Raw genomic sequence first — 16,672 nt, 5'->3', positions numbered from 1 at the left:
GAGGTGAGTGTTATGACGACCACGGAAAGCCGCAGCATAACCGTTGGCCTGGGCTGCGACCATCTGGGGCTGGCGATGAAAAACGATCTGAAAGACCATCTGATTTCGCAGGGTTTCACCGTTATCGACATCGGTGTCGAAGATGAATCGCCCGTCGACTATCCAGATATCGGTGCAGAATTGGCGCGGCGGCTTGCCGACGGCGCCTTCGAGCGGGGCATCCTGGTTTGCGGTACCGGGGCCGGCATGGCAATCGCCGCTAACAAGATCCCGGGCGTGCGCGCCGTCTGTGTGATGGATCCCTACACAGCCGAACGGGCGATTGCCTCGAACAATGCCCAGGTGATCACTTTCGGCGCCCAGATCATCGGCCCCTCCGTCGCACGCATGCTGACCGACATCTATCTCAGCAACAACTTCCAGGGCGGCCGTTCGGCCCCGAAGGTCGCCAAGTTAGAAGCGCTCGACCGTTAGGTGACGCCCGCCCCCTGCTATATCGGCATCGACCTCGGCACCAGCGGCGTGCGCGCCGTGATGACCAAGGGCCAGGATGAGATTGTCGCGCAGGCGCAGACGCCTTTGCCCGCACCTGACGCAAAGGACGGTGCCGTCCGTCAGGATCCGCACCTCTGGTGGGAAGCCGTCGACCGGGTCCTTCTTGAACTCAGTGAGAAAGCCGCCCTGGAGACCGTGGTCGGCCTCTGCGTCGACGGCACCTCCGGCACTATCCTCGTCAGCGATGCCGCCGGCGAGCCTCTTGCATCAGCGCGGATGTACAACGACCGCTCCGCCGTGGCCGCGGGCGAGCGGATCGACCGGGTCGCCGCTGTGGACAGCATGGCACGGGGAACCGGTGGATCGCTGGCCCGCCTGCTGACCCTGCTGGAAGAAGTCGGCGACGGCAAGGTGGCCTACGCCCTCCATCAGGCCGACTGGATCGCCGCCCGGCTGACAGGCCGGTTCGGCCGGAGCGACTTCAACAACTGCCTGAAGCTGGGTTTTGACGTGGCTGCGGAACGCTGGCCGGACTGGATGTCGGCGCTCGGCTTCGATCTTTCCCTGCTTCCGCGGGTAGCCGCGCCGGGCACCCCCCTCACCGTGCTGTTGCCGGCGATGGCCAGGCGCTATGGCCTGCCGCCAGACTGTCAGGTGGTTCACGGCACCACCGACGGCAATGCCGCCTTCCTGGCCGCCGGCGCCTTCGAGCCGGGCACAGCGGTTACGTCATTGGGCAGCACCCTTACCCTGAAACTGGTTTCGGCCGCTCCGGTCTTCGCGCCGGACTATGGCGTCTACAGCCACAAGCTCCTCGGCCATTGGCTGGCTGGCGGCGCCAGCAATACCGGGGGCGCCGCAATTGCATGTCATTTCTCGGTCGCGGAGATCGAACGGCTAACCCCGGCGCTCCGCCCCGAGGAGCCGACGGGCCTGGAATACTACCCCCTGCCCTCGCCCGGCGAGCGCTTCCCGGTCGCCGATCCCCAAAAGGCGCCGGTGGAGACGCCCAGGCCCGAAGACGACGCGATTTTCCTGCAGGGCCTTCTGGAAGGGATCGCCGGAATCGAGCGCGATGCCTACGCGCGCCTGGCCGAGCTTGGCGCAACACCGCTTCGCCAGGTGCTCACGGTCGGCGGTGGCGCCGCGAACGCGGCCTGGACGCAGATCCGCGCGCGCGTGCTCGGGGTCCCGGTTACGGCAGCGGCCAATACGGAAGCCGCCTATGGTGCGGCCCGCCTCGCCCGCTTTGGGTGTGAAGGTGGAGCCTAGAACAGATCCGGGTAGGATAGAATCGCTGAAAGCGATCCATCAACCCGGTGAATCTGCTCTAACTACTTGATGTCGATCGGATTCACATGTTTTGTCGAAACCACGAAGTGGTTCCGTCAAAACATGATCCGATCTAGGGTCAGGACCTATAAATTACCACGTTCTTGACGAATCTGAATACTGTTTTGGAACCCCCAGCGGACGAACTATGGCATCATTGACAGGTTGGTTGGTTCAGGCTCGGCACCTGCCGCTGTCAACATTGAGTGGATTTGACCTCGGTGGTGGGTCTGGTGATTGAAGAGCTCAGCAGCACAAAGAACCTTTGGCTTTTCAATCCGGCTTGAGCCGTCACCAGGATACCAAACAACCATTCCATCCAAGTCGTTATCGACCAAATGGCCCGCCCATTCTTCAATTTCCTTGTTGCGTTTCGACCGCAGGATCTTGAAGTCTTCCCAGTCCGATGGGCTGGCAAGGGAATGTACGATGTTCTCCTCTGGTCGTTCGTTTCCCTTCAATCGTTGCAGTATCAAGGCATCAGCCCAATAAACGTGGTTCAGGGTGGCTGCTATTGATTGGAAGAAGGCACCTCGTTTCTTCCAGCGGGCCGCGTCGGTGAGCCCGCCCGCGGCGGTTACCAAAGAGTTGTTTTGCCAAGTATTGTAGCGGGCCATGAATCGGCAGTATTCGGCTGAGATCATCTTCTCAGACTCCCTCCATTTTCGATGTGGGGTGATTTTGGGACGCTTACTCGGAAGCGTCTTCTCTAGCGCCTATCGACACCTTGCTATGGCGCGAGTTGACCCTATCAGGATTTCAGTGCGCCCAAACAACCAAGAAAGATTAAGTCCTTTCTGGACGGGGGGCGTCAAGAATCGGGTATGACTGTTTTGTCCCGCAAAGCGATCTTAACACATTCGGGATTCATCTTGCGCCCCTTTTGTCATTCATCGGGCTAGGAGGATCGCCCATGTCACGATTGTTTTGGCTTACAGAAGAACAGATTGAACGGATCAGCCCGTTCTTTCCAAAGGCGCGCGGCGTTGATCGTGCCGATGATCGCAAGGTTCTGAGCGGAATCATCTATGTCATCAAGAACGGGTTGCAATGGGCGGATGCTCCCGCTGAATACGGCCCGCACAAGACATTGTACAACCGGTTCAGGCGATGGTCGGAGAACGGCGTGTTCGAGCGTATCTTTGAAGAACTTGCCAAACCGCAGGATGGCGCTGGCAATGTCTTGATGATCGACGCGACCCACCTGAAGGCCCACCGCACCGCCTCCAGCCTCAAAAAAGGGGCGATGAGCCAAGGCTGCTTGGGCGAACCAAGGGCGGACTGAATACAAAGTTGCACGCCCTGTCAGACAACCTCGGGCGGCCAGTTCGACTCTACCTGACCGAAGGGCAGCGCAGCGACTTCAAAGGTGCGGATGTTTTGCTCAAAGACCTACCGAAAGCCGAAACCCTGATTGGTGATCGCGGATATGACAGCAATAAAATCCGCACCATGCTAGCCAAGCAAGAAGTTACGCCCTGCATTCCGCCAAAGAAAAACCGCAAAGAAACAATCAACTACTGCAAGGCCACCTACAAAGCCCGGCACAGGGTGGAGAACCTATTCGCCAAGCTCAAAGACTGGCGACGCATCGCAACCCGATACGACAGATGCGCACACACTTTTCGTTCCGCCGTCTATCTCGCTGCCACTATCATCTTCTGGTTATGAGTCCTGACCCTAGTTCAGGTCCATGCAGTTCGCGTAATAGGTTACCGTCGCCGGCCAGTCGGAGAAGATACCTTCGATACCGACGTCTTGTGCCAGGACGTGCAGCAACTCGAACATGGCGCCATCAGACTTGGTCACCTCTTTGACGGACTGATAGTACCAGCCGCCACCGGTCCCCAAGGGGCCCGACCGCTCCAGCGTCCAGGTGATGATTTTCAGGTCCGCCTTCTGCGCTTCCCTGGCGTAAGCCGAAGGAACCATCTTGCCGTTCTCGGTTGTCACCAGCATCCACATCGGCGGAGCGATGTAGTTGACACCCTTGCTTTTCAGGTCCTGCATACTCGGCTCGAAGGTCGCCGGCTTCATCGGGTCGAACCCCTCGACGTTATAGCGGTCATCCAGGTACACGGCCTGCTTGCCGAAATCAGGTTCGTTTTCGATCCAGTAAAGAACGTCGTCCAGGTTGAACGACTGGGCCCAGACGTCGCTGGCCGGTATGCCTGCGGCCTTGTACTCGTCGATCAGCTTCTGGGCATAGTCCTGCTGGGTGAAACCCTCGAAAGGCATCTCGACGGACGGCGATTTCAGTTCCGGGGTGAACTTGGTGCCGAGCTTGCGCAACAACTCAATCGATTCAGCGTGGGTCATCAGGGTGCCCGCGCTTGCCGCATAGAGGTCGGTCCGCCACTTGGCGGTGCCGTCGATATAGTCGTCGACGGTCTGCGCCTTCTTGTTCGCAGCATCCATTTTCCCGTCAAGGGTTCTGAACTCCGCCAACGTGATATCGCTCGCGCGGCACTCTGCCGAAGCGTTGGTGTCCCCCGATGCGGGTGAAAACCCCGCCGTGCATTTCGGCGCCAGGGGCGATTTCAGGATATTGGTTGTGGTGTGAAGGTCATTCTGGGCATGGCGACAGACCAGTTCCCTGTCCTTGGTGAAGGTGACATCGCACTCCAGGATCCCCGCACCCATGCGGGCTGCCGCGGTATAGGATTCGACCGTGTGCTCCGGAAACATCAAGGGCGCGCCCCGATGACCGATGGAGAAGAGCTTTCGTTCCAACGGCCGCTCCGCACAGGAAAGCAGCTTTGATTTCAGAGCGTTATCATCCATTTGATCGATCAGGAAATGGGGGCGCGGCCCGACTTCCACGCCGGCGGCCAGCGCCGCGCTTGCCATAACCGTGCAACCCAGCGCGAGCAACAGCGACTTTACACTTCTCATGTTCCTGACTCCGATGTCGTACTCACGAAAAAAAGGCAGTTGGGCAAGGAACCGTGACACCCTGATGACGCGTAAGTGACAGGGCTGTGAAGACCGCATCCGGCGGAGCGCGCTCTATCGCGCAGGTTTCTTCAGGTATTGCCGCTTCTCTGCCCGGTTTCCTATACTGGCTGTCGCGGGTGTCAAAGGCAAATCCGGCGGTCTCATTAGCGGGCCGATACCAATTGCGCCCAGGGGGGATAGATGGACGGCAGCCAGGCAACGGTTATCAGCGATCCACGACTGATCACGCTGCTAAACTATTGGCAAAGCCTGAAGAACGGCAACCCGCTTCCGTCTCGCCACGGGCTCGATCCGGCGCTGCTCCCGGCCGACCTTGTGCCTCACTTCTTTCTCTATGATGTGACCCACCAACCGCTGGACTACCGCATGCGTCTGGCCGGGTCGATGCTCTGCGCCACCGTCGGTTATGAGATGCGCGGTAAAACATTCGACGAGATCCATCCGGCGGATAAGGCCGCCGCCATCCGGCGTGAGTTCGACCATGCGGTTCATACCGGCCAACCGCACTATGCTGAACGCTCGGCCCGATGGCTGCCAGACCGGGAACTGTCCTACCACCGGCTGCTGCTGCCTTTCGCCGATGACGGCCTGATCGTGGACAGCCTGGGGGGCGCCTCGTTGTTCGACCTGGACGACCGGCCGCTTTTCTAGACACTTCCAGGCTTCGGCAGAAGCGTGACAGGCGCTATCCCGCAGCCGCCACCTTTGCGTGCTTCTCCCGCGCCGCAGCTTCTTTCTGGGCCTTGGCGACGGCCGCCTGGGCGGCGCCGGTGTGGGCGAACATCTCCAGGGATTCGTCTTCGCCATGGTCGGTGACCGGCGTCAAAGCGAGATCCGTGTAGTTCTTGTTGGCCGGGTCGCGCTTCACCTGCTGGCACTTGATCCAGAGCCGCAGCGCAAAGCCGGCAAAGGGAATATAGGTCGTCAGCGTTTCCCAGACCCGGCGCGGATAGAACACCAGGGGCGATTCCAGGGGCATGGTCGAGCGGCGCTGGGTGCGGACCTTGCGCCGGAAGTAGCCACCCTGCAGCGGATGGACTTTTTCATAGCGGATGGAGCCGGCGAACTGCAGGGCGTGGGCCCAGATCCGTTCCGGCTTGTTACCGCTGACCAGCATCCGTTTCATCAGGGTTTCAAGGTGATCGTCGGAGTAATAGAGATCCCAGGCCTTGTTGTAGATGCCCTGCCACTCGTCCTTGGTCATCAGCGCGTGGCCGGTGCAGACATGTTCCAGGTCGTAGATGTTCATGTCCGGGTCCATCGCGATCCCGTGCTTGTGAAGACTCTGGTGGTCCTCGGAACCGGGTAACGGAGTCAGGCAGAAGAACTCCAGGATGTCGATGGGCAGCTCGCGTTTGATGACCTCGATGTCGTGGGCGATCTTCTCCGGCGTATCCGCCGGGAAGCCCAGGATATAGCCGGCATAGGTCAGGATCTGGTGATTGCGCCATTCCTGAAGCATCAGCCGGTATTCGGTGATGCGGTTCTGGCGCTTCTTGGCCGCCATCAGGTTATCGGGATTGATGTTTTCCAGCCCGATGAAGACCCGCGCCACCCCGGCCCGCTTGGCCTTGGCGATAAAGTTCTCGATCTTGTGGCAGAGCGTATCGACCTGAATGATGATGGAAAACGGCAGGCCGGTTTCCTCCTTCAGGTCGCCAAGCCGGTCGAAGATCGCTTCCCAGTTCTTGTTGCGGGCGAAGTTGTCGTCGGTGATGAAGAAGCGGTTTATGCCCTGCTCGATATTGGCGCGCACCAGGCGCTCGACATCGTCGGCCTCACGGAAGCGCGACTTGCGGCCCTGCACGTTGATGATGGTGCAGAAGCTGCACTGAAAGGGGCAGCCGCGGCCCGCGTCGAAACAGGCCACCGAACCGCCGTAGCGCCGGACCATGGATTCCGGCAGGTAGGGCGTCGGCTGGTTGTCGATCCCCGGCAGGTCGTTCATATAGTTGTAGATCGGCTTCAGGTTCTGGTTCAGGGCATCCTGATAGAAGAGATGCAGCCGTCCCTCCCCCTCGCCGGCGTAGAGCGAGATGCCGAGATCCAGCGCCTCCTGCAGGTCGGGCGGCAACTCCGGCAGCATGGAGAGGCAACCGCTGGGGTGAAAACCGCCGATGGCGACCTGAATACCCTTGGCGCGAAACTGTCGGGCCATGTCCATGGCGCGGGGAAACTGATTGGACTGCACGCCGACAAGACAGACGATCCCCTTCACATCGGGGTCGGTCAAACGCCGGATGATGTTCTTGATCGGGATGATGGTGTTGGTTTCGTCGTAGGCGTTGAGTTCTATTTCGACATCGTCACCGAGAAGCCTGCGCTCCATGACATCCAGCGTAATACCGTAGAGACTGGATAGGGTATTGGACGGAACCCAGGCTTTCGCCCACTGAATGACGTAGCCGTCGTCGTCGTAGTGCGATGGCTTGATCAACTCGATACAGAAACGCTGCTCGCGGTCGCCCTTGCTCATTTCGCCCCCTAAATCCGAGTAGGGAACTAGGAATAGCGCATTTACGGCCGAAAATACACAATTCAACTAGGTTTGAGCCTGCAGTCAGTCGCCAAACCCCGCAGATCTGCCCGAAAAAAAGGGGGTATACCGCAGCAGCCGAGCCGTTCAGGGCCGGGCCCTGACGCCCGGCGCCGCGGAACGCCGCTACTTCACGGTGATGGTGATTCGTTCCGACATGACCGGGGGGTTGTGGGGAATATGGCTCCAATCCGCGAGCACCAGCTGCAGGACATGGGTTCCCGCCGGCAGCTCGACCGTGGTCTCGGTCTGGCCGCCACCGAAGTGGATATGCTGATCGTCGGCCGGGATCGGCTCGTTCAGCTCCTCGCCTTCAATGGCTTCGTTGATGATCAGGTGATGGTGGCCGGTCTTGGGCTTGTCATCGACGCCGGCGGGGGCGACGCCCATGCCCGAAAGACCGAAGCGCACGGTGACCGGCGAGGATACGCTCTGACCGTCTTCCAGGCCGATGAAATAGACTTTTGCGCCCGGCGGTGACGGCGTCTCGCCGGCATAGGCAATACCCGTTGCGAGAACGAGGCTTGCTGCGATAACAGGAATGCGCATGGAATATCCTCCCTTGTCGGCTTAAGTTTCATGGCCGGATCGGACATGATCTGACCTAAAGAACACCGACCACCCGGAAGTTATTCGATTGCCCGACAAAAAAGCAGCAAGAGCGCGCCTGGCGCAGGAGATACAGGGGTTCCACCCCCGTCTCTGGCGCTACTGCCTTGCGCTCTCCGGCGAACGGACAGCAGCAGAGGATCTGTGCCAGAGCGCCTGCCTGCGCGCTCTCGAGAAATCAGATCAGCTTCAGCCAGCAAGCAATTCTGATCGCTGGGTATTTCGGATTGCACGTAATCTCTGGTTCAATCAGCTGCGGGCCGAGAAAGTACGCCGGGGCGGCGGCCTTGTCGCGAGCGATGACATCGCCCTGGCGTCGCCGGACCCGAACGCCGAGACGAATATTTTTCATGCCGAGGTGTTAAGGGCGGTGATGGCTTTACCCGAAGCACAAAGGATCACCGTCTTCCTGGTCTATGTGGAGGGCTTTTCCTACAAGGAAGCCGCCGAGCACCTGCAGATCCCCATCGGCACGGTCATGAGCAGGCTGGCGGCAGCCCGCAGCAAATTGGCGGCCTACAATCCCAACGCGGACGCCGCGACGCGGCAAAGCCTCTAGGTAAGAGATGACAGCAAACGGCATCGACGATGAAGACCTGGTGGCCTACCTCGACGGCGAGCTTTCTGCCGAACGGGCAGCACAGATACGCGCCGCTTTGGAATCAGACGTCACCCTGCGCGACCGCCTTTCGGCGCTGCAGATCGACACCGCGGCGGTCAGGTCCGCCTTTGATTCACTTCTGGATCAGGCCCCGGCCGGCATGCTGAAAAATACAACGGCGCCACCGCCCGCTTTGATTGGCCGCCGGGCCACCGCAATTGCCGCCAGCCTGCTGATCGTCGCTGCTCTCGGATTCACCATGGGCCGCTTTTCCGCACCGCCGGAGACTGAAGATTGGCGCATGGCGGTGGCGGAGTACCAGTTGCTCTATCGCAGTGAGACGCTTTCCCATCTCGTCAGAGAGGACGACGCCCTGGAGCGCGAGCGGGCCCGGGTCGTTGCCAGACTGGGCCTGGATATCGACGGCAAAACCCTGATGAACCTGGATGGATTGAGCTATCGCCGCGCCCAATTGCTGGGTTTCGAAGATGCCCCCCTTGTGCAGTTCGCCTATCTCGACGGCAACCAGCAGCCCTTGGCGTTCTGCGTGACCCCGACCGGGGCCGCTGATCGTCCGGTCGAAAGCGCCAACCTGAAGGGCCTCTCGGCGGCCTCCTGGATTGCCGGAGGCTACGCCTTCCTGGTTATCGGCGACATCGCGCCGGATCACGTCCGTCGAACGGCAGAGACGCTCGCCGGTGCAATCGGCAAAGGGGCCTGACGGCGATCAGATATCCGTCAGCGGCCCGTAAGCCTCCGGCCGGCGGTCGCGGAAGAACTGCCAGAGGTTCCTGACTTCGCGAACCAGGTCCATGTCCATGTCGGCGACCACCAGTTCGTCCTTGTCCTCGCTGGCCTCGACCAGGAACTCGCCGCGCGGATTTACGACATAGCTGGAGCCGTAGAACTTGCCGATATCCCAGGGCGCTTCCGTGCCGACCCTGTTGATTGCGCCGATGTAGCAGCCGTTGGCGACGGCCGAGGCCGGCTGTTCCAGCTTCCAAAGGTACTGGCTGAGCCCGGCCACGGTCGCCGAGGGATTGACGATGTACTCCGCTCCGCTGAGCGCCAGGGCGCGCCAGCCCTCCGGGAAATGGCGGTCGTAGCAGATGTAGACCCCCAGTTTGCAGTAGGCGGTCTGGAACATCGGCCAGCCGGAGTTGCCGGGCTTGAAGAAGAACTTCTCATAGAAGCCGGCGACCTGGGGAATGTGCGATTTACGGTACTTGCCGAGGTACTTGCCGTCGGCGTCGATCACCGCGGCGGTGTTGTAATAGACCCCGGTGATGTCTTCCTCGTAGATCGGCACCACGATCACCATGGAGTGCTTTTTGGCATAGACCTGCATCAGCCGGACGGTCGGGCCGTCGGGCACCTTCTCCGCGGCGGCGTACCACTTGGCATCCTGGCTCGGGCAGAAGTAGGGCTGGTTGAACACCTCCTGCATGCAGAGCACCTGCACGCCCTTGGCGCCGGCCTCGTCGATCAGCGGCAGGTGGGCCTCGTTCATCTTGTCGCGGATCGCCGCCGGGCTGTCGCCGGTATCCGCTTTCAAGGCCATCTGAATGAGACCGGCACGCACGTTCGCCATCGACTTAGCTCCCCTGTTTTTCCGCTGTTCCTGACGATGGGCGGCACTGCAACCGCAGATCGTCAGGCTTGACCATTTGGTCAGGAAGTTTAGCGCGCGGCGATTCACTGGCAAGGGGATTGTTGGCGCTAAGCCAGAAAAGAAAAGGACTTGGGCGACAAAAGCGGACTCGCATCGCGGCGCGACTTGGTGCAAAATTGACCAAATGGACAGCTTTCTGTTCGCCTACGAAGCAGGCCGAAAGCAGGTCCGACAGGGAAACAAAAAACAGCCGCCGGCGGCCCACAAGGTCGCCTGCGCGGTAGAACGTGGCAACAGGCCCGGCGTGGCAACAGGAGGACGATCCATCATGGCGATCTTGATAAAAGGCGGCACAGTGGTCACGGCAGACCATTCGTTCAGGGCCGACGTGCTGACCGAAGCCGACAAGATTGTCGCTGTTGGCGAAAACCTCGAAGCGCCCGGCGGCGCCGAAGTGATCGACGCGGGTGGCGCCTATGTCCTGCCCGGCGGGATCGATCCGCACACCCATATGGAGCTGCCTTTCATGGGCACGGTGGCTTCCGAAGACTTCTTTTCCGGCACCACCGCCGGCATGGTGGGCGGCACCACCATGATCATCGACTTCGTCATCCCCAGCCCCCAGCAGGACATTTTGGAAGCCTATCACACCTGGCGCGGCTGGGCCGAAAAGTCCGCCGGGGACTACTCCTTCCACGTTGCCATCACCTGGTGGGACGAGACGGTCAAAGCGGCGATGGAGACTCTCACGACCGAACACGGGGTAAACTCGTTCAAGCACTTCATGGCCTACAAGGGCGCCATCATGTGTGACGACGAGGTGCTGGTGAATTCCTTCACCCGGGCCCGCGAGTTGGGCGCCATCTGTACCGTCCACGCCGAGAACGGCGAACTGGTCTTCCACCTGCAGAACGAAATCCTGAAAAGCGGCATCACCGGGCCGGAAGGGCATCCCCTCTCCCGCCCGCCGGAGGTCGAGGGCGAGGCCGCCAACCGTGCCATTCGCGTCGCCCAGGTGTTGGACGTACCGCTCTACATCGTCCACAACTCCTGCATCGAATCACTGCAGGCGATCACCCGGGCGCGCAACGAGGGCCAGCGGGTCTTCGGCGAAGTGCTGGCCGGCCACCTGCTGGTGAACGACGAGGTCTACCGCGACCCGGATTGGGACACCGCGGCCGCTCATGTCATGAGCCCGCCGTTCCGGCCCAAAGAGCATCAGGAGGCGCTCTGGCGCGGGCTGCAGGCCGGCATGCTGCAGACCACGGCGACCGACCACTGCTGCTTCTGCGCGCCGCAGAAGCGCATGGGGCACAACAACTTCACCCAGATCCCCAACGGTACCGGCGGGGTCGAGGATCGCATGCATGTGCTCTGGCATCACGGCGTGAACTCCGGGCGTCTGACGATGAACGAATTCGTTGCCATCACCTCCACCAACGCGGCCAAGATCTTCAACATCTATCCGCGCAAGGGATCCATCTCCATCGGCGCCGATGCCGACATTGCGATCTGGGACCCGGAGAAGGAACGCACGATCTCCAAGGACACGCATCATCAGAACGTGGACTTCAATATCTTCGAGGGAATGACCGTAAAAGGCATCAACACGGTCACCATCAGCCAGGGCAAGGTGGTCTATCAGGACGGCGATGTCCGCACCGAAAAGGGTGTCGGGCGTTACGTCGACCGGCCGACCTTTGCGCCCTATTACCAGGCTGTGAACCGCCAACGCAAAGCAAAGGCGCCGGCGGCGGTGGACCGTATGTAATTGCCCGGCCTTCAAGCCGGGTAACACCAGACAAACTCAATAACAGGGGAGCTTGGGGTATGACGTCTCTGAAAAAGGGGAACGAGAAGGTATTGGAAGGTTACGGGCGCCGGACCCTTCTAGGCTTTGGACTGCGCGCCGGGGCAATGGCAGTCGTTGCGGCAACGGCCCTGAACCTCTCCGCCACGGACGCCTTGGCGGAAAAACTGAAAGTCGCGGGCATCTACACCGTGCCTATCCAGCAGAAGTGGGTGGGCACCCTGCACCGGGCCCTCACCGCCGCCAAGGAACGCGGCGAGATCGAATACAGCTTCTCGGAGAAAGTGGCGAACACCGACTACGTAAGGGTGATGCGCGAATACGCCGAGAGCGGCGTGAACATGGTGGTCGGCGAGGCTTTCGGCATCAGCCGCGAAGCGCGCAAGGTATCCGACGACTATCCTGAGATCGCCTTTCTGATGGGCGATCCCGGCGGCCCCCACGGCGAGAATTTCTCGGTCTTCGACAACTGGATTCACGAACCCTGCTACCTGATGGGCGTCGTTGCCGGCACCATGACCAAGACCAACAAGATCGGCATGGTCGGCGGCTTCCCCATCGGTGAGGTGAACCGCCTGTTCCATGCCTTCATGGCGGGCGCCCGCTCGGTCAATCCGGACGTCGAGTTCAAGGTCTCCTTCATCGGTTCCTGGTACGACCCGCCGAAGGCCAAGGAATTCGCCTTCGCCCAGGTCGAATCGGGCGTCGACGTGCTCTACGCCGAGCGTGCCGGGGTCGTCGATGCGGCGCGCGAAAAAGGCATCGTCGCCTTCGGCAACGTGAACGACATGAACAAGGCCGAGAACGGCACCGATGTCGTGGTCGCCTCGGCCCTCTGGCACATGGAACCGGCCATCGACTATGCCATCGCCCAGGTGAAGGCCGGCAAATTCGCAGCCGAAGACTATAAGGAATGGACGATGATGAAGGCCGGCGGCGCCTCCCTCTCGCCCTTCTACGAGTTCGACGGCAAGATTCCAGCGGAGACCAGGGCGAAAGTCGAAGCCCTGGCCCAGCAGATCAAAGCCGGGGATTTCGTCGTAGAAACCAACGACGAAGAACCGAAGTCGACGTTCTAGTCTGACACGTCAGAACGGCGGAGCGGTGCCCGATCCGGTGCCGCTCTGGCCGCTCTGACCTTTTTCTTGTTTCGGGGGAATTGACGATGCCGGAGGCGCAGCAGCCTGCCGCCGTTGACGCCGGTGTTCAGCCGGTTCTGCGGCTGTCCGGCATCACCAAGCGGTTCGGTGCGCTCACCGCCAACGACGTCATCTCCCTCCAGCTTCAACCCGGGGAGATCCTGGCGCTGCTGGGGGAAAACGGTGCCGGCAAGACCACTCTGATGAGCATCCTCTTCGGCCACTACGTTGCCGATGAGGGTGGGATCGAAGCTTTCGGCGCTCCCCTGCCCGCCGGCTCCCCCAAGGCCGCCATATCGGCCGGTATCGGCATGGTGCATCAGCACTTCACCCTCGGCGAGAATCTCTCGGTCCTCGACAACATCGTCCTGGGAACCGAAGCGCTCTGGTCGCTCGGCCAGAACAGTGGCGCCGCGAAACGTAAGATCGAGACCCTGGCGGAACGCTTCGGCCTGGACATCGAGGCGCAGCGGCTGGTGCGCGATCTCTCCGTCGGCGAGCGTCAGCGGGTCGAGATCCTGAAGGCGCTCTATCGTGGCGCCCGCATCCTGATCCTCGACGAACCGACCGCGGTGTTGACGCCGCAGGAGGTCGAAAGCTTTTTCGCGACCCTGAAGGCCATGGTCGCCGACGGGCTGTCGATCATCTTCATCTCCCACAAACTGAACGAGGTCATGGCCATCGCCGACCGCGTGGCCGTCCTGCGCCAGGGCAGCCTGGTGGCCGACTTCCCCATCGCCGAGGCAAGCCGTGAGAGTCTGGCCGAAGCCATGGTCGGGCGGGCGGTAGCTTTACCGGAACGCAACGCCCTGGCGCCGGGCGCCACCGTTCTGGCAATGCGGAACCTCAGCTTGCGTAATGGCGACGGCCAAACCCTCCTGAAGAATGTGACGCTAACCCTCAGAGCCAGGGAGGTTCTCGGCATCGCCGGCGTTTCCGGCAACGGCCAGGGCGCTCTGGCCGATCTGCTGTCGGGTCTGGTGACCCCGGATGAAGGCGACCTGGAAGTCCTGGGCGAAGCGGTGACCCGGGTCTCGCCCGCCGCCATGCTGGCGCGCGGGATTGGCCGGGTACCGGAAGACCGCCACGCCACCGGCGTCATCGGCGATTTCGCGGTGGAGGAGAACCTCGTTCTCGAGGTCTATGGCGACAGCCGTTTTTCGCGCCTGGGATTTCTGAAGGGCACCGCGATCCGCCGCAACGCCGAAACCCTGATCGAAGACTTCGATATCCGGGGCGCCGACCCGCAGACCACCACGCGCAGCCTTTCCGGCGGCAACATGCAGAAGGTCATCTTGGCGCGTGTCCTGACCGAGAAACCCAAAGTCATTCTGGCCAATCAGCCGACCCGCGGTCTCGATGTCGGCGCGGCGGCCACGATGCAGCGCCTGCTGTTCGAGGCCTGTGCCGGCGGCGCCGGTGTCATCCTGATTTCCGAGGATCTGGAAGAGCTGCTGCAGATGTCCGACCGCGTCGCCGTGCTTTACCAGGGCCAGCTCAGTCAAGCCATGCCGGTCGAGGACGCGGACCTGAGGACGCTCGGCCTGATGATGGCCGGGCACAGCCCTGCGGAGGCGATTGATGCGCCTTGAGCCCCGCAGCCATGTGCCGCTCTGGCTGAACCTGGCGGCCCCCCTCTCGGCAGTCGCCCTGGCCTTTGTGCTCTGCGCCCTGCTGATCGTCTGGGCGGGCGCGCCGGTCTTCGCTGCCTATGGGGCGCTCTTGAACGGCGCCTTCGGATCGGTCTTCGCCATCAGCGAGACCCTGACCCGCGCCGCGCCGCTGATCTTCACCGGACTTGCCGCCGCCGTGGCCTTTCGCGCCAAGCTCTGGAACATCGGCGGCGAAGGCCAGCTCTATGCCGGCGCCCTGGCCGCGACCTATTTCGGCACCGGGCTCATCGAGCTGCCGCCTTTTCTGATGATCCCCTTTCTCTTCCTGGTCGGGGCCATCGCCGGCGGGCTTCTCCTTCTGCTGCCGGTGATTCTGAAACTGAAATTGCGGGTCGACGAGGTCGTCACCACGCTGCTGTTGAACTTCGTGGTGCTGCTGTTCGCCAACTACCTGCTCTTCGGGCCCTGGAAAGATCCCCTGGCCATGGGCTGGCCGCAGGCCGCGCCGATCATCGACGAAGGGGTCCTGTCCCCGCTGATCGCGCGCACCCGCCTGCATTCCGGTCTGATCTGGGCCGTCTTCTTCGCCGTCTGCGCCTGGGCTTTCATCCGCTATTCGAAGTGGGGCTTCGAGATCCGCGCCGTGGGCAACAACCCCACCGCTGCCGATTTCGCCGGTATTCCCCTGGGCGCGACGGTGCTGCGCACAGCGATGATGTCCGGCGGCCTGGCCGGCATGGCCGGGGTCTGCGAACTGGCCGGGCTGAAAGGCTACCTCACCCTCGATCTCTCCCCGGGCTTCGGCTACACCGGCATTGCGGTGGCCATGCTGGCGGGGCTGCATCCCCTGGGCGTCATCGCCTCGGCGATCTTCATCGCCGCGATCTACAACGGCGCCGATGCCATGAGCCGGGCCATGTCGATCTCCAACTATCTGGCCGACGTGATGACGGCAACGGCGCTGCTGCTGGTGCTGGCCTCCGTGCTTTTCGTCCGCTTCAGGCCGAGACTCCGTTAAATGGATCTCCTCGACATCTTCGTCTCTCTCGGCTTCTGGGCCGCCCTGGTGCGCATGGCCACGCCGCTGGTCTTCGGTACCCTGGGCGAGCTGATCTGCGAGCGCGCCGGAGTTCTGAACCTCGGGATCGAGGGGATCATGACCATGGGCGCGATGGTCGCCTGGATGTGGGTCTATCAGGGCGGCGATCTCTGGACCGCGGTGCTGGTGGCCGCCATCTTCGGCGCCCTCTTCGGCCTGCTGCATTCGGGTTTCAGCGTCTATCTGGGCGTCTCCCAACATGTTACCGGCATCGGCATCACCCTACTGGCCTCGGCCCTCAGCTACTTCGCCTTTCGCATGCTGCTGCCCGACGTCACCACGCCGCCGAAGATCGACCCCTTCAAGCCCTATCCCATTCCCGGCCTGTCGGAGCTGCCGTTCCTCGGTGAGGTGCTCTTCACCCAAAGCCCCCTCACCTATCTGGCGTTCCTGCTGGTGCCGGTGGTGGGCTACGGGCTCTACCGCACGCCGCTCGGCCTCGCCCTCCGTATGGTCGGCGAAAATCCGATGGCGGTGGAGGCTCAGGGCATCGACGTTCACCGCCTGCGCACCGCAGCGGTGATGCTGGGCAGCGCCTTCATGGCGGTCGGCGGCGCCTTCCTCACCATTTCGGTCTTCGATGCTTTCTACATCGGCATGATCAACGGCCGCGGCTGGATCTGCATCGCCCTGGTGATCTTCGCCTCCTGGCGGCCGGGCAAGGCGCTGCTCGGCGCGCTGCTGTTTGCCGCCTTCGAAGCCCTGCAGATCCGCGTCCAGCAGTCGGCCTCGGCCTTCATTCCCTATCAATTCTTCCTCATGATGCCTTATGTTCTGAGCATCCTGGCGATGATCGTCATGTCGCGGCGGGCCGCCTATCCCAAGGCGCTGCTGGTGCCCTTCCGCAAGGGCGAGCGTTAGGAAACTT

The 16,672-nt window shown here is 61.8% G+C and carries 16 protein-coding genes; 11 read left to right on the top strand and 5 right to left on the bottom strand.

The window, feature by feature from the left end; translation table 11 throughout:
- The first annotated feature begins 12 nt into the window (after window positions 1-12).
- Both HBA54_RS03835 and HBA54_RS03830 read left to right on the top strand, forming a co-directional pair.
- Window positions 13-474, top strand: coding sequence for an RpiB/LacA/LacB family sugar-phosphate isomerase (locus HBA54_RS03835; RefSeq protein ID WP_167221520.1), 462 nt, complete (start codon window positions 13-15; stop codon window positions 472-474).
- Window positions 475-1,767 carry an FGGY-family carbohydrate kinase gene (locus tag HBA54_RS03830; protein WP_322095972.1) on the top strand — a complete coding sequence of 431 codons (1,293 nt, stop codon included), beginning with the start codon at window positions 475-477 and terminating at the stop codon, window positions 1,765-1,767.
- 206 nt (window positions 1,768-1,973) lie between these two features.
- On the opposite strand, the gene HBA54_RS03825 is transcribed toward HBA54_RS03830, so the two are convergent.
- Entirely contained in the window at window positions 1,974-2,471 is a 498-nt protein-coding gene (locus tag HBA54_RS03825) for a DinB family protein (protein ID WP_167221519.1), read from the bottom strand.
- Between the two features lie 269 nt (window positions 2,472-2,740).
- On the opposite strand from HBA54_RS03825, the gene HBA54_RS03820 reads away from it, so the two are divergent.
- Window positions 2,741-3,498, top strand: a protein-coding gene (locus HBA54_RS03820; RefSeq protein WP_437126169.1) for an IS5 family transposase whose coding sequence is annotated in 2 segments (ribosomal slippage) — window positions 2,741-3,079 and window positions 3,082-3,498 — 756 coding nt in all. Because the reading frame shifts where the segments join, the coding sequence is not laid out codon by codon here.
- A gap of 9 nt (window positions 3,499-3,507) precedes the next feature.
- Here HBA54_RS03820 and HBA54_RS03815 read toward each other — a convergent pair.
- Window positions 3,508-4,722 carry a glycerophosphodiester phosphodiesterase family protein gene (locus HBA54_RS03815; RefSeq protein ID WP_167221514.1) on the bottom strand — a complete coding sequence of 405 codons (1,215 nt, stop codon included), beginning with the start codon at window positions 4,720-4,722 and terminating at the stop codon, window positions 3,508-3,510.
- Between the two features lie 243 nt (window positions 4,723-4,965).
- On the opposite strand from HBA54_RS03815, the gene HBA54_RS03810 reads away from it, so the two are divergent.
- A complete protein-coding gene (locus HBA54_RS03810) occupies window positions 4,966-5,436 on the top strand; it encodes a PAS domain-containing protein (RefSeq protein ID WP_167221512.1) in 471 nt (156 codons plus the stop codon).
- Window positions 5,437-5,470: 34 nt separating this feature from the next.
- Here HBA54_RS03810 and HBA54_RS03805 read toward each other — a convergent pair whose 3' ends face one another.
- The gene (locus tag HBA54_RS03805) at window positions 5,471-7,261 is read right to left on the bottom strand and encodes a B12-binding domain-containing radical SAM protein (protein WP_167221510.1); all 1,791 of its coding nucleotides are present in this window, start codon (window positions 7,259-7,261) and stop codon (window positions 5,471-5,473) included.
- Between the two features lie 186 nt (window positions 7,262-7,447).
- Window positions 7,448-7,870, bottom strand: coding sequence for a DUF4399 domain-containing protein (locus HBA54_RS03800; protein ID WP_167221508.1), 423 nt, complete (start codon window positions 7,868-7,870; stop codon window positions 7,448-7,450).
- Window positions 7,871-7,958: 88 nt separating this feature from the next.
- Between HBA54_RS03800 and HBA54_RS03795 the strand changes: the two genes are divergently transcribed.
- The gene (locus tag HBA54_RS03795; protein WP_167221506.1) at window positions 7,959-8,489 is read left to right on the top strand and encodes an RNA polymerase sigma factor; all 531 of its coding nucleotides are present in this window, start codon (window positions 7,959-7,961) and stop codon (window positions 8,487-8,489) included.
- Window positions 8,490-8,496: 7 nt separating this feature from the next.
- A complete protein-coding gene (locus HBA54_RS03790; RefSeq protein WP_167221504.1) occupies window positions 8,497-9,252 on the top strand; it encodes an anti-sigma factor family protein in 756 nt (251 codons plus the stop codon).
- A gap of 6 nt (window positions 9,253-9,258) precedes the next feature.
- Here HBA54_RS03790 and HBA54_RS03785 read toward each other — a convergent pair whose 3' ends face one another.
- On the bottom strand, window positions 9,259-10,122 hold the full coding sequence (locus HBA54_RS03785; protein ID WP_167221502.1) for a nitrilase-related carbon-nitrogen hydrolase: 864 nt from the start codon (window positions 10,120-10,122) through the stop codon (window positions 9,259-9,261).
- Between the two features lie 349 nt (window positions 10,123-10,471).
- Here HBA54_RS03785 and hydA point away from each other — a divergent pair, with 349 nt between their 5' ends.
- The 5 genes from hydA to HBA54_RS03760 all read left to right on the top strand — a co-directional run bounded on the left by hydA (window position 10,472) and on the right by HBA54_RS03760 (window position 16,665).
- Window positions 10,472-11,914: a dihydropyrimidinase gene (gene hydA / locus HBA54_RS03780; RefSeq protein ID WP_167221500.1), complete on the top strand. Its 1,443-nt coding sequence runs from the start codon at window positions 10,472-10,474 to the stop codon at window positions 11,912-11,914.
- A gap of 59 nt (window positions 11,915-11,973) precedes the next feature.
- Window positions 11,974-13,032: a BMP family protein gene (locus tag HBA54_RS03775; protein WP_240932483.1), complete on the top strand. Its 1,059-nt coding sequence runs from the start codon at window positions 11,974-11,976 to the stop codon at window positions 13,030-13,032.
- Between the two features lie 86 nt (window positions 13,033-13,118).
- Window positions 13,119-14,684: an ABC transporter ATP-binding protein gene (locus HBA54_RS03770; protein ID WP_167221498.1), complete on the top strand. Its 1,566-nt coding sequence runs from the start codon at window positions 13,119-13,121 to the stop codon at window positions 14,682-14,684.
- Window positions 14,674-15,723 (top strand): ABC transporter permease, encoded by a 1,050-nt coding sequence (locus HBA54_RS03765; protein ID WP_167221496.1) that lies wholly within the window; start codon window positions 14,674-14,676, stop codon window positions 15,721-15,723. The genes HBA54_RS03770 and HBA54_RS03765 overlap by 11 nt, the downstream gene beginning before the upstream one ends.
- Window positions 15,724-16,665, top strand: a complete 942-nt coding sequence (locus tag HBA54_RS03760; protein ID WP_167221494.1) for an ABC transporter permease — start codon at window positions 15,724-15,726, stop codon at window positions 16,663-16,665.
- Window positions 16,666-16,672 lie beyond the last annotated feature (7 nt).

Source organism: Pelagibius litoralis (assembly GCF_011683915.1).
GTDB classification, from domain to species: domain Bacteria; phylum Pseudomonadota; class Alphaproteobacteria; order Kiloniellales; family Kiloniellaceae; genus Pelagibius; species Pelagibius litoralis.
Note: the sequence above shows the minus strand (reverse complement) of the source record. Positions and strands in the feature narration are given on the sequence as shown.